Genomic DNA, 11,992 nt, shown 5'->3' with positions numbered 1-11,992 from the left:
GGTTCCTCAGATCGCGCCGGCGCGCATGGCGGCGAAGTACTCGTTCTGGGTGGGCAGTTCCGCGACGAGCTTCTCCGCCTTCAGCCGGATGCGCTCGAACTCGGCGATCGCCGCGCGGTCGTCGGCCATGTCGAGCGCCGGCGAGTGCCGGACCTCGATGCCGCCGGTGCCCAGCAGGATGCAGTTGTACGAGTACGGCGGCAGCCCGTGGTAGTGCGGGAAGACGGTCTGCGCGTCCGGCACCTTGTACTTCCAGTTCTCGATGCGCTCGGCCAGCGTGTCGGGGATCTTCCGCGTCTTGGTGTCCTTCCAGTACTGGTTGTCGGCGCGCTTGGCACCCACGTAGTGCAGCACCAGGAACTCGCGGACACCGTCCTGCACGTGCGCGATCGACTCGTTGTAGAGGTCGCGCAGGCGGTGGTCCTCACGGCCGGAGGGGAAGTACTTCACGATCTGCTCGATGGCGTGGTGGATGAAGAAGATGCCGGTCGACTCCAGCGGCTCGACGAAGCCGCTCGACAGACCGATGCCGACGCAGTTCTTCACCCAGGAGCGGCGGCTGCGGCCGATGCGCATCTTGATGTGGTTCGCCTCGACGTCCGCGGCGGCGGGGCCGACGAACTCGCGCAGCGTGCGCTCCGCCTCCTCCGGCGTGGTGTAGTCGCCGGCGTAGACGTAGCCGGTGCCGATGCGGCTGATCAGCGGGATGGTCCAGATCCAGCCCGCCTCCTGGGCGGTCGCGGTGGTGCAGGGCCGGAGCGGCTCGCGGTCCATGTCCAGCGGCACCTGGAGGGCGACCGCGCTGTCGTTGGGCAGCGTGTCCTGGTACGAGACGAAGGGCTCGTCGAGCGCCTTGTTCAGCAGGAGCGCGCGGAATCCCGTGCAGTCCACGAACAGGTCGCCCTCCAGCCGGCCGTGCTCGGCCGTCTGGACGTGGCCGATGTAGCCGTCCTCGTCGAGCACGACGTCCGTGACGTCGTCGACGATGTGGCGGACGCCGCGCTGGGTGGAGTAGGTCGTCAGGAACTTGGCCAGCAGGGCCGCCTCGAAGTGGTACGCGTACGGGAACTGCGTCCCCTGGTACTCGACGATCGTCGACCGGGCCGTGGTCTCGTCGCGCTGCTGCTCGACGAAGCCCTGGTCGATCAGCTTGCCGTCGAGGTAGCGGGGCGAGCGCTCGGCGTCGCACAGCGACGCCATGACGAAACAGTCCTTGTCGAACCGGCTCGTGGTCGGGTTGCGCAGCCACCAGTCGCTGAGCGGGAAGCCGTCGACCGAGCCGAGCTGCTCGAACGGGTGGTAGAAGTGGTGCCCGGGCTCACGCCAGTTCTCGAACCGCACCGCGAGCTTGTAGGTGGCGTTGCAGGCCGGCATCCAGTCCGACTCGGACAGCTTGAGGAACTCGAAGAAGTGCCGGATGTCGCTGAACGTGGCCTCGCCGACGCCGATGGTGCCGACCCGGGCCGACTCCACGACGGTCACGTCGATCCGGTCGCCGAACGCGGCCGCCAGGTAGGACGCCGTCATCCAGCCCGCCGTGCCGCCGCCGACGACCACGACCCGCTTCGTCTTGCCCGGGTCGTTCGCCCGCTGCTTGCCCGCACCGTCAACAGTCATCACTGCGTACTCCTTGTGTGAGTTGCGGAAAAAGGGTGCGTTCCATCGAGCGCCACAGATATGCGGCGCCCGACGAGCCCGCCGTGCCGGCCACTCCGCCGAGCAGCGCCTGTGCGAGGGCGGCGTGCCGCCCCCGGCTGGAGCGCATCGAGGCGTCGAAGGCGACCATCGCGTCCTGGACCCGCTTGACGTCCTCGCCGGCCCGGTCGCGGTACTCGACGAACGCGGCGTCCAGCGACTGCTCGTCGAGCCGGGCGAGCAGCCGGGCCCGGTCGCGGTCGGTCAGTCCGGCGATGTTCAGCATCCGCCGGTCCCGGGCCCCGCACAGGAACTCGATCTCGCGGAACTGGACGGACTGGAAGCCGCTGGACGTCCCGAGCGTCGCCCGGACGACGTCGAACTCGTCCGGCGTCAGCGCGTGCAGGGCGTCGAAGTGCTGCGCGACCGCCTCCATGATCCGGGGCAGCCGGTCGAGATGGACGCATGCCTCCGCGCCGCGCCCTTCGGTGAGCGCCCGGCGGGCGGCCTCCAGGTGGCGCAGGACGACCGCGAACCAGATCTCGCATGCCTGGTGGGCGCCGAAGAACAGGGCGCGCTCCGGGGTCTCGTGGACCCGGGCGATCTCGAGCAGCTCGTCGAGCCTCAGTCGTTCCCCGTACGCCGGACAGTGGCCGGCTTCCTCCTGGTCGCTCATCGCGTCCGCTCCTCGCGCAGACGCTTCTTGTCGATCTTCCCGACGGGCGTACGGGGGAAGTCGGGCACGACGACCAGGTCGTCCGGCAGCTTGTAGGTCGCGAGCCCGCGGTCGCGGATGTGCTCCCTGACCGCGCGCAGCGAGAGCGCGCCGGCGTCGGTGCCCGCGGTGAGGACGACGAACACGCAGAGCCGCTCGTCGCGTTCCTCGTCCGGTACGCCGACGACCGCGGCGTCCCGGACCAGCGGGTGGGTCAGCACGTGGCTCTCGACCTCCTCGGCGGAGACCTTCTCGCCGAGGTGGTGGATGATGTCCTTCAGCCGGCCCTCGATGACGATGTTCCCGTCGTCGGTCGTGCGGGCCAGGTCGCCGGTGCGGTAGAACCCGTCGGTGGTGAACGCCCGGCGGTTGGCCTCCGGTCCGGCGAAGTAGCCCCGGATCGTGTACGGGCCCCGGGTGAGCAGTTCGCCGGTCGTGCCGGGGGCGACCTCCCGGTCGTCGGCGTCGACGATCCTGATCTCGTCGTCGGGGCAGATCGGCCTGCCCTCGGTGCCGAAGACGACCTCCTGCGGATCGCCGATCCGGGTGTGGGTGATCAGTCCCTCGGCGGTGCCGAACACGTTCATGATCCGGCAGCCGAGGTTCTTGCTGACCCGCTCCGCCGCGTTGGGGCCGAACTTCGAGCTGCCCACCTGGATGGTCATCCCGGTCATGTCGACCGGGTCGGTGAGCGCCTGCTCCGCCCAGAGCAGCGCCAGGGCGGGCACCAGCGCGGTGTGCGTGACGCCCTCCTTCGCGATGAGCGGGAACACCAGGCCGGGGCTGGGGTTGGCGGCCAGCACGGCCTTTCCGCCCACGAGCAGCGCGCCCAGCACGCCGGGGCAGCCGAGCGCCGCGTTGTGCGGTACGGGGTTCGCGGCGAGGTAGACGCTCTCCTCGCCGAAGCCGGTCACCTCGGCGCACGCGAGCATGTTGTACGCGTAGTCGTCGTGGGTCCGGGGGATCAGCTTCGGCGCCCCCGTCGTCCCGCCGGACAGCAGCAGCAGCGCCACCTCGGAGGCGTCGACCGGCTCCATGTCCCGGGGCGTGCTCGCGAGCAGCCGGGACAGCGGGATGTGCTCCTCCGCCTCTCCGGCGATCACGATGTGCCGCAGCCCCGGCGCGTCGGCGCGCACCTCGCGGGCCAGCTGCCGGTAGTCGAAGCCCTGCAGACGGTCCGGGCCGACGTAGGCCACCGCCTCCGAGGCGCGGACCAGGTGGAGGATCTCGTCCCGGCGGTGTCCGGGCAGGGCCATCACGGGGATGGCCCCGATGCCGAACAGCCCGATCATGGTGGAAAGGAACTCGATGACGTTCGGCAGGTGCAGCACGACCCGGTCGTGCCTGCGGACGCCGAGTTCCGTCAGGCCGGCCGCGATACGGTCGGCCTCGTCGAGCAGCTCCGTGTAGGTGACCCGGCGTCTGCCGTCCACGGCGGCGATCTTGTTCGGGTGGCGCTCAGCACTGTCGGCCACCCGCTGCCGGAGGGGGACACCCGTCCAGTAACCGGCTCGCCGGTATCTCTCCGCAAAGTCGGGTGGCCACGGCACGAACCCGTCCAGCATTCCGTCCTCCTCGGTTGCGACGTCTTCAGGGTCGGGCAGGCTTCCCTAAGCCGCATCAATCCCCAACAGAGCTTTGAAAGTTTTGGCCGGGGAGGCCGACGGCTTGGCGAACCTCGAGTCGTGAACCGAGAGCGAGCACAGGGACGGAACTGGGTACGGGTCGTCAGCGGCGCGGAGCGCCCGACGGCCCGGCTGGTGTGCTTCCCCTACTCCGGTGGTACCGCGGCGGCCTACCGCGACTGGTCCGCCGCGCTGCCGGCGGGCGTCGAACTGCTCGCCGTGCAGTACCCGGGCCAGGCGGACCGCATCCGCGAGGCGCCCGCGGACTCCGTCGCCGACATCGCGGCGTGCGTGGCCGCCGAACTCGCCCGGCGGGAGCCGGCCCGCTGCGTCCTGTACGGGCACAGCCTGGGCGGCCTGGCCGCGTACGAGACCGCGAGGCTGCTCCAGGCGGACGGACGGCCCGCACACGGGCTGGTCGTCTCCGGTTCGCTCGCGCCGGGGCAGGCGTACGGCGGCCGGATGCATCTCGCCGGCGACGCGGAACTCTGGTCCACCCTGCGGGACTTCGGCGGGATCGACCCCTCGATCGCGGACGACGTGGAGCTGCGGGAGCTGCTGCTGCCGACCCTGCGGGCGTACATCGCGCTCACCGAGACCTACCGGCCGCCGACGCGTCCCGAGCCGCTGGGCTGCCCGGTCCACTGCCACTACAACACCGAGGACCCGCTGGTGGACGCCGCGCGGGTGGAGCCCTGGACCGCGGTCACCACCGGCCGGACCAGCGTGCGGGGCAGGCCCGGCGGGCACTTCGGCGTGCTCCTGGAGCCCTCGGAACTGCTCGCCGACATCACCGGAGTCCTCCTGGAAGGCGCGACGCGGCCATGACCCTCGCCGGAAAGTCCGTCATCGTCACCGGCGCGGCCACGGGCATCGGCCGGGGCATCGCGGAATGCGTGCTGAAGGAGGGCGCCGACGTCACGGTGGTCGGCCGCCGCGAGGAACCGCTGCGGGAGCTGGCCGAGCGGTTCGGGGACACGGTCCACGTCGTGGCGCAGGACGTCGCCGCGCCCGGGGCCGCCGAACGGATCGTCGCCGCCGCGACCGAGCGGTTCGGCGGCATCGACGCCGTGGTCAACAACGCCGGCCTGGCCCGGTTCGACACCCTGGACGCGGCCGACCCCGCGCTGTTCGACGCGATGTTCGCCGTCAACGTCCGCGCGCCCGCCGCACTGATCCGCTGCGCCCTGCCGCAGCTCCGGGACCGTCGGGGCAGCGTCGTCAACGTCTCGTCCGTCGGCGGCGTCCTGGCCATGCCGGGGCGGTCCTTCTACGGCGCGACCAAGGCGGCCCTCAACAGCCTGACCCGGTCCCTGGCGGTGGAGCTCGCGCCGGACGTGCGGGTGAACGCCGTCCTGCCCGGACCGGTGCTGACCCCGATGTGGGACGGGACCGGCCTGGACGAGGCCGGCGCCGAGCGGCTGCGGGCCGGGCTGATCGCGTCGACCCCGATGGGGCGGTTCGGGGAGGAGCGGGAGGTCGGCCGGTGGGTCTGCCTGCTGATCGACCCGGAGGTGTCGGGCTGGGTCACCGGCGCCCTGATGCCCGTCGACGGCGGACGTACGGCATGACCCGGCCAACCGGCCGAGAACACTCTCACAAAGGGGTATGAGCGTGAGTTCAGAGAACAGGTCCGTCGCGGGCTCCATTCCTTCGTCCTGCCTGGTCAGCATCTTCTGGGCCGCGGAGAAGCTCGTGAAGGAGACCGGCGTCGACGTGGTGAAGCTGCACGTCGGCGACCCGTACTTCGATCCGTCCGAAGACGTCGCCCAAGCCTTCGTGGACGCCGTGCGGCGCGGCGACACCAAGTACACCGGGGTCGAGGGCCTGCCCGCGCTGCGGGAGGCGGTGGCCGAGAAGCTGCGTACGGACAACGGTCTGGACAGCCATGTCGACCGGGTGCTGATCTCGCCCGGTTCGGCCCAGGGCCTGACCGGCCTCCTCCAGGCGCTCTCCGAGCCCGGCGCGGAGATCCTGCTGCCGGAGCTGCACTGGCCGGTCCATCTGCAGCAGAGCCTGCTCGCGGGCTTCCGGCCGGTGCTGTATCCGCTCGGCCCCGACTTCCGGCCCGACCCCGAGCGGATCGCGGCCGCCGCGACGCCCCGCACCCGGGTCCTGCTGATCAACTCGCCGGCCAACCCGACCGGCGCCGTCCTCGACGGCGAGGAGATCCGCGCCCTGCTGGACCTGGCGCGCCGGAACCGCTGGCAGGTCATCAGCGACGAGGCGTACGAGCACTTCTGCTACGAGGGGGAGCACCTCTCGGTCGCCTCCCTCGAGCGTGAGGTCCCGGTCGCCGACCGGATCGTGCACAGCGTCTTCACCTTCTCCAAGGGCTTCGCGATGACCGGCTACCGGCTGGGCTACGTGGCGCCGGCCACCGACCGCATGGCCGACGTCATGAAGGTCGTCCAGGAGGCCGGGATCATCGGCACCTCGACCCCGGTGCAGCACGCGGGCATCGCCGCGCTGAACAGCCGGGCGGACTCGACGGCGACCAACCGCAAGCTGGTGCAGCGCAACCGGGACGTGGCGCTGCCGCCGCTGATCAAGGCCGGGCTGCTGCGCGAGCTGCCCCCCGGCGGCTGGTACGCGATGCTCGACGTGAGCCGGTCCGGCCTGGACGCCGAGTCGTTCGCGATGCGGCTGCTGGAGCGCAAGGGCGTCGCGGTGGTGGCGGGCAACGGGTTCGCCATGCGCCCCGACGTCGACGAGCAGGGCCGCATCCGCTCCCACGACTACGCGCCCTGGGCACGGCACCTGGTCCGGATCGCGTTCTGCGTGGATCCGGTGGCGCTGGAGACCGGTGTCCGGCGGATCATCGAGTTCGTCGAGGAATGCGCCGCCGAAGCGAAGGGATGACCGGCATGGCGAACTCCCCGGCCGGCACGGCGACACGGGCGACCGTCGACCCGGCGGACTTCCGTTCCCTCATGACGGCGCACCCGGTCGGCGTCACGATCGTCACCGCCGTGGGGCCCGACGGCGAGCCGTGGGGCATGACCTGCTCCTCGTTGTGCGGCGTCTCGCTCGAACCGGCCACCCTGCTGGTCTGCCTGCGGGACCGGAGCCCGACGCTGGCCGCGTTGCTGCACTCGTCCGCGTTCGCCGTCAACCTCCTGCACGACGGGGCCGAACCGGTGGCGCGGCTGTTCTCCTCCGGGGCCCCGGACCGGTTCGAGAAGGTCGCCTGGGTCCCGGCCCCGGAGTCCGGGGTCCCGCACCTGACCGAGGACGCCCACACGATCGCGGACTGCGAGGTCGGCGAGACGCTGGCGGTCGGGGACCACGTCGTGGTCTTCGGACGGGTGCACCGGGTGGCGCACCACACGACCGGGCCGGCCGGTCCGCTGCTGTACGGGATGCGGCAGTACTGGTCGCTGCCGGACGCGGCCGACGACGGGGGCGACCGGTGACCCGGGCGCGCATCCCCGACTGCCCGCTGGCCCGCACGGTCGAGACCGTCGAGCAGTGGTGGACGCTGGAGATCCTGCACGTGGTCCTCGGCGGCCACACCCGTTTCTCCGCGATCCGCCGGGACCTGGAGACCCCCGCCGACGTCCTGGCGGACCGGATCGCCGCGCTGACGGCGAGGGGTCTGCTGGAGGTCGACGACACCGCCGACGCCACCGCCGACGCCACCGCCGAGCCGGGTGACCCGGCGTACCGGGCCACCGCTCTGGGCCGCGAGCTGCGCCCGCTCCTCCTGGTGATGGCGGCCTTCGGGAACCACCTGCTGGCCCCGGAGGACCGCAGCCTCGTCCTGGTCGACGAGGAGACGGGCAGGGAGGTGGACCCGGTCGTGGTCGACCGGGCGACCGGCCGCCGCGTCGACACCGCCGGCTTCGTCTTCGCCCGCGGCCCGAAGGCCGGCGAACAGATCGCCGCCCGCTATCCGGAGGCCCGGACCGGGCGGTGACCCGCACGACCACCGGACCGGCCGCACCCTGCGGGCCGGTGCTCCTCCCGTCGGCCGTACGCCTCCGCGTACGGCCGACGGGCGCGCCCCGGACTCCTCCTGGGCGCTCCACCCAGCGGGAAGGAACCGTCCGACATGAGCCGGACCGATCTCGGCACACCCTCTCTCGACCTCACCGATCCGGCCGCGTTCGTCGACAACGACGTCCACGCGTACTGGCGCGAGGTGCGGACCCGCAATCCCGTCCACTGGCACGAGCCGACCGACCGCCATCCGGGTTTCTGGGTGGTGTCGCGCTACGCCGACATACAGCCGCTGTACACCGACGAGGCCCTCGGCTCCGCCCGGGGCAACGTCCTCGACGTCGTCCTGCGCGGCGACGACTCGGCCGGCGGGAGCATGGTGGCGGTGACCGACCCTCCGCGCCACCGGCCCCTGCGCAACGTCCTGTTCAGCTCCTTCACCCCGCGGGTCCTGGGCAAGGTCGTCGAGGAGGTCGGGCGGCGCACCGACGCACTGGTGTCCTCGGTCGTCGGGCGGGGCACCTTCGACTTCGCCGCCGAGATCGCCGACCGGATCCCGATGAACACGATCTGCGATCTGCTGTCCGTCCCGGCGGCGGACCGCGAGGAGCTGCTGCGCTGGAACAAGAAGGCGCTCTCGTCGGTCGACGCGTCCTACGACGAGCTCGACGCGATCGCCGCCCGCAACGAGATCGTGCTCTACTTCATGGACCTGGCGCAGGAGCGCCGCGCCCGGCCCGGCGACGACGTCATCAGCGTGCTCGCCGCCGCCGAGGTGGAGGGCCGCCCGCTCACCCTCGAGGAACTCGCGGTCAACTGCTACAGCCTGATCCTCGGCGGCGACGAGACGTCCCGGGTCTCGGCGATCAGCGGGGTGCTCGGCCTGATCGACCATCCCGACCAGTGGCGGGCCCTGCGGACGGGCGAGGTCTCCGTCGAGTCGGCGGTGGAGGAGGTCCTCCGCTGGTCGACGCCGTCCTTCCACGTCGCCCGCACGGCCCTCCGCGACCTGGAGATCGCCGGCCACGCGGTGCGCGCCGGCGACATCGTCACGCTGTGGACCGTCTCCGCCAACAACGACGAGACGGTCTTCGAGGAGCCGCGCCGGTTCACGCTCTCGCGCTCGCCCAACAAGCACCTCTCGTTCGGTCACGGCCCGCACTACTGCCTGGGCGCGTTCCTGGCCCGCGCGGAGCTGAGGATGCTGCTGACGGCGCTGGTCGCGCAGGTCGGCCGGATGGAGCTGTGCGGCTCCCCCCGGCCGATCTACTCGAACTTCCTCAACGGCTACGACGACCTGCCGGTCCGCTTCGAGGGCCGCTGACTCCCGGTTCAGGCGCCCTCGGCGCCTTCGGTGCGCTCGGTGCGCTCGGTGCGCTCGGTGCGCTCGACGATGCCCGCCAGCTCCGCGATGTTCGCGGCCGTGAGCATGTCGCGCATCGGCACGGCCACGCCGAGCTCCGAGCGCACCCGCCGGGCCAGCTGCGCGGCGAGCACCGAGTGGCCGCCCAGGTCGAAGAAGTTGTCCTCGGGCGCCGCGTGGCCGATCCTCAGGATCTCGTTCACCATGGCGCAGAGGATCCGCTCGTACGACCGCTCCTCGCCCCCGTCCGCGGGGGCCGCGGTGCCGGCCGTCGTGGTGCCGGGCGTCGAGGCGTCGAGCGCGACGAGCGCCGCCCGCTCCTCCAGTTCCCGGCGGTCGATCTTCCCGTTCAGCAGGGTCGGGAACCGGTCCAGCATGACGACGGCCGACGGGACCATGTGCTCGGGCAGGGCCTTGCGGGCGTGCTCGCGCAGCTGGTCCTCCGTCACCTCGTGGCGCGCCGAGGGCTTCACGTAGGCGACGATGCGCTGGGAGGAGGCGTCCTCGCCGCTCACCACCGCGACGACGATCTCCACGGCCGGGTGGCTCTCCAGCCGCGTCTCGACCTCGCCCAGTTCGACGCGGAAACCGCGCACCTTGACCTGGTTGTCGACCCGGCCGGTGAAGAAGAGCTCACCGTCGGGGCCGCGTCGGCCCCGGTCGCCCGACCGGTACATCCGGCTGCCGGGCGGGCCGTACGGATCCGCGACGAAGCGCGACGCGGTCAGGCCCGGGCGGTTGAGATAGCCCCGGGCCACGCCCGAGCCGGCCAGGTACAGCTCCCCGTCCGTGCCGTCGCGCAGGTCGCCCAGCGCGCCGTCGAGCACGTACACCGTGCCGCCGTCCCACGGCGTCCCGATGGACACGTCCTCCTGGATGCCCTCGATCGGGCCGCCGATCGACGCGCCCACGGTCACCTCGGTCGGGCCGTATCCGTTGTAGAGGCGCCGGCCCTTGGACCACTCCGCCGCCAGGGACCTGGTGCAGACGTCGCCGGTGGAGGTGATCGTGCCGCCGACGAGCAGCCCCTCGCTGTCGGTGATGCCCAGCGCCACCGGCGGCATGACCGCGTGGTCGACCCTGTGCTTCAGCATGGTCTCGCGCAGCGACTCCCCCGGCATCAGGTCGTGCTGCTCGGCCATGACCAGCGCCCCGCCGTTCAGCAGGGCCAGCGTGAAGTCCCAGAACCAGGCGTCGAAGCTGAAGGAGGCCCACTGCAGCACCCGCTCCCCGGGGCGGACCCCGAACACCCGCGCCTGGGTCGAGACCAGGTCGGCGACGCCGGAGTGGGAGACGGCGACGCCCTTGGGCACGCCGGTCGATCCGGAGGTGTAGATGACGTACATCAGGTGGTCCGGGAGCAGCGGCGCGAGGCGCTCGTCCTGCGTGACGTCGGCGCCGTTCTCCCGCTCGCAGTCGGCCTCGAAGGACGGGTCGCCGAGCACGATCTCGGGCACGTCCAGGCGCAGCGAGGTGACGTCCTCCGTGCGCAGCAGCATGACCGGCTCGGCGTCCACGACCATGTGCGTGAGCCGTTCGGCCGGATAGGACGGGTCGAGCGGGAGATACGCGCCGCCGGCCTTCAGCACGGCGAGCACCGCGACGATCAGCCGCACCGAACGCGGCACGGCGATCGCGACCAGGCGGTCGGGGCCGACGCCGGCCGCGATCAGCCGTCTGGCCAGGCGGTTGGCGCGGGCGTTCAGCTCCGCATAGTCGACGACGGTGTCGCCGAAGAGGACCGACGGAGCGTCGGGTACCTCGGCGACACGGGACTCGAAGAAATCCGGGAGAAGTCTCAACTCCGCCTCCGACGCGGGCTTCCGGGCGCGACGGCCACGGAAAGGGGTGTGCGGCGCAGGGGCGTCCGGCACCCCTGCGCGGCTGATTCGGCTGATTCGACTGATTCGACTGCTCGGGCCGGCTCGGCCGGTGCGGCTAGTTCTGCCAGTTCGGCTCGATGGTGAAGCCGCGTCCCCAGACGTTGCGCAGGGTCAGGCCGAGGGGCTGCAGACGTCGGCGCAGCCGGAGCACGTGCAGGTCGATCGCGTTGCTGGACGCGCTGGCTCCGCACTGCTCCAGGATCTTCCCCAGTTCGTTGCGGTAGACCACCTGGCAGTACCGGGAGATCAGCGGGGACAGGATCTCGCACTGGAGCATGGAGAGCGTGACGGACGAGTCCCGGAAGAAGAGGATGCCCGCCGGGTCGAGCACCGGCTTCTCGTTGAGGACCACCCGGGCCTCCAACTGGCTGACCCGGGCCTGGAGATCCTCCGGGACGATGGGCGGGCGCACCCAGTCCTCGTAGAGTCCGATCCGTTCCGGCGGCGGAGCTCCGTGCTCCACGACCAGGAGGCACAGCCGGCGTCGTGCCCGGCATTCCTCACGGATCTTGCTTTCGGCGGGCCAGCGGACGAATCTCACCCAGCTCTTCACCTCGGTGGTCACGGACAGTCTCCCTGCCCGCTCGCGACCCGCAGACTCTTCGGCCGCATATCCGTCCAGGACCGCTCGATAAGGTCGAGCACCTTTTCCCGCGTGGCCGGCCCGTACACCGGGCGCCAGCCTGCGGGAATTTCTAATCCCTGCGGCCAGAGCGAATACTGTTCTTCGTCATTGCATAGTGCCAGGTATTCTCGGCTGTCGTCCTCGAATGGATTGAACATGCGCGCAACCCTCTCCCCCGAACTGGAACCACACGCCTCGAAGGTA

Annotated in this window: 12 protein-coding genes; 6 read left to right on the top strand and 6 right to left on the bottom strand. The window is 71.5% G+C overall.

Annotated features, from left to right (window positions below; genetic code table 11):
* Window positions 1-6 precede the first annotated feature (6 nt).
* Genes IF73_RS0124140 through IF73_RS0124130 form a run of 3 tightly spaced genes read right to left on the bottom strand, consistent with a single transcriptional unit; the run spans window position 7 to window position 3,915 of the window.
* Complete coding sequence (locus tag IF73_RS0124140; RefSeq protein ID WP_078868218.1) at window positions 7-1,617, bottom strand: tryptophan halogenase family protein; 1,611 nt, start codon at window positions 1,615-1,617, stop codon at window positions 7-9.
* Complete coding sequence (locus IF73_RS0124135) at window positions 1,607-2,311, bottom strand: tryptophan 2,3-dioxygenase family protein (RefSeq protein ID WP_051717236.1); 705 nt, start codon at window positions 2,309-2,311, stop codon at window positions 1,607-1,609. Before IF73_RS0124135 ends, IF73_RS0124140 begins: the two co-directional genes overlap by 11 nt.
* Complete coding sequence (locus IF73_RS0124130; RefSeq protein ID WP_031011541.1) at window positions 2,308-3,915, bottom strand: (2,3-dihydroxybenzoyl)adenylate synthase; 1,608 nt, start codon at window positions 3,913-3,915, stop codon at window positions 2,308-2,310. Before IF73_RS0124130 ends, IF73_RS0124135 begins: the two co-directional genes overlap by 4 nt.
* 120 nt (window positions 3,916-4,035) lie before the next feature.
* Between IF73_RS0124130 and IF73_RS0124125 the strand changes: the two genes are divergently transcribed.
* The 6 genes from IF73_RS0124125 to IF73_RS0124100 all read left to right on the top strand — a co-directional run bounded on the left by IF73_RS0124125 (window position 4,036) and on the right by IF73_RS0124100 (window position 9,241).
* Window positions 4,036-4,803 carry a thioesterase II family protein gene (locus IF73_RS0124125; RefSeq protein WP_031011540.1) on the top strand — a complete coding sequence of 256 codons (768 nt, stop codon included), beginning with the start codon at window positions 4,036-4,038 and terminating at the stop codon, window positions 4,801-4,803.
* Window positions 4,800-5,546, top strand: coding sequence for an SDR family NAD(P)-dependent oxidoreductase (locus IF73_RS0124120; protein WP_031011539.1), 747 nt, complete (start codon window positions 4,800-4,802; stop codon window positions 5,544-5,546). Before IF73_RS0124125 ends, IF73_RS0124120 begins: the two co-directional genes overlap by 4 nt.
* Window positions 5,547-5,583: 37 nt before the next feature.
* Window positions 5,584-6,837: a pyridoxal phosphate-dependent aminotransferase gene (locus IF73_RS0124115; protein WP_031011537.1), complete on the top strand. Its 1,254-nt coding sequence runs from the start codon at window positions 5,584-5,586 to the stop codon at window positions 6,835-6,837.
* A gap of 5 nt (window positions 6,838-6,842) precedes the next feature.
* Window positions 6,843-7,391, top strand: a complete 549-nt coding sequence (locus IF73_RS0124110; RefSeq protein ID WP_051717246.1) for a flavin reductase family protein — start codon at window positions 6,843-6,845, stop codon at window positions 7,389-7,391.
* Window positions 7,388-7,894 carry a winged helix-turn-helix transcriptional regulator gene (locus IF73_RS0124105; RefSeq protein WP_031011533.1) on the top strand — a complete coding sequence of 169 codons (507 nt, stop codon included), beginning with the start codon at window positions 7,388-7,390 and terminating at the stop codon, window positions 7,892-7,894. The genes IF73_RS0124110 and IF73_RS0124105 overlap by 4 nt, the downstream gene beginning before the upstream one ends.
* A 135-nt stretch (window positions 7,895-8,029) precedes the next feature.
* On the top strand, window positions 8,030-9,241 hold the full coding sequence (locus IF73_RS0124100) for a cytochrome P450 (protein ID WP_031011531.1): 1,212 nt from the start codon (window positions 8,030-8,032) through the stop codon (window positions 9,239-9,241).
* 8 nt (window positions 9,242-9,249) lie between these two features.
* Here IF73_RS0124100 and IF73_RS0124095 read toward each other — a convergent pair whose 3' ends face one another.
* The 3 genes from IF73_RS0124095 to IF73_RS39750 all read right to left on the bottom strand — a co-directional run bounded on the left by IF73_RS0124095 (window position 9,250) and on the right by IF73_RS39750 (window position 11,946).
* Window positions 9,250-11,082: a non-ribosomal peptide synthetase gene (locus IF73_RS0124095; RefSeq protein WP_051717228.1), complete on the bottom strand. Its 1,833-nt coding sequence runs from the start codon at window positions 11,080-11,082 to the stop codon at window positions 9,250-9,252.
* A 136-nt stretch (window positions 11,083-11,218) separates the two neighbouring features.
* Window positions 11,219-11,728: a winged helix-turn-helix domain-containing protein gene (locus tag IF73_RS0124090; RefSeq protein ID WP_051717227.1), complete on the bottom strand. Its 510-nt coding sequence runs from the start codon at window positions 11,726-11,728 to the stop codon at window positions 11,219-11,221.
* Window positions 11,725-11,946, bottom strand: coding sequence for an MbtH family protein (locus IF73_RS39750; protein ID WP_078868215.1), 222 nt, complete (start codon window positions 11,944-11,946; stop codon window positions 11,725-11,727). Before IF73_RS39750 ends, IF73_RS0124090 begins: the two co-directional genes overlap by 4 nt.
* Window positions 11,947-11,992 lie beyond the last annotated feature (46 nt).

The sequence above is a fragment of the Streptomyces sp. NRRL F-5727 genome (assembly GCF_000719555.1).
GTDB lineage: Bacteria > Actinomycetota > Actinomycetes > Streptomycetales > Streptomycetaceae > Streptomyces.
The sequence above is the reverse complement of the archived record's forward strand: the minus strand, read 5'-3'. Positions and strand labels throughout refer to the sequence as shown.

Bases quoted from the DNA above. Each gene is read 5' to 3' on its own strand.
- IF73_RS39750 (WP_078868215.1), bottom strand. From the start codon at position 11,946: ATGTTCAATCCATTCGAGGACGACAGCCGAGAATACCTGGCACTATGC.
- IF73_RS0124140 (WP_078868218.1), bottom strand. From the start codon at position 1,617: ATGACTGTTGACGGTGCGGGCAAGCAGCGGGCGAACGACCCGGGCAAG.
- IF73_RS0124130 (WP_031011541.1), bottom strand. From the start codon at position 3,915: ATGCTGGACGGGTTCGTGCCGTGGCCACCCGACTTTGCGGAGAGATAC.
- IF73_RS0124135 (WP_051717236.1), bottom strand. From the start codon at position 2,311: ATGAGCGACCAGGAGGAAGCCGGCCACTGTCCGGCGTACGGGGAACGA.
- IF73_RS0124120 (WP_031011539.1), top strand. From the start codon at position 4,800: ATGACCCTCGCCGGAAAGTCCGTCATCGTCACCGGCGCGGCCACGGGC.
- IF73_RS0124100 (WP_031011531.1), top strand. From the start codon at position 8,030: ATGAGCCGGACCGATCTCGGCACACCCTCTCTCGACCTCACCGATCCG.
- IF73_RS0124115 (WP_031011537.1), top strand. From the start codon at position 5,584: ATGAGCGTGAGTTCAGAGAACAGGTCCGTCGCGGGCTCCATTCCTTCG.
- IF73_RS0124110 (WP_051717246.1), top strand. From the start codon at position 6,843: ATGGCGAACTCCCCGGCCGGCACGGCGACACGGGCGACCGTCGACCCG.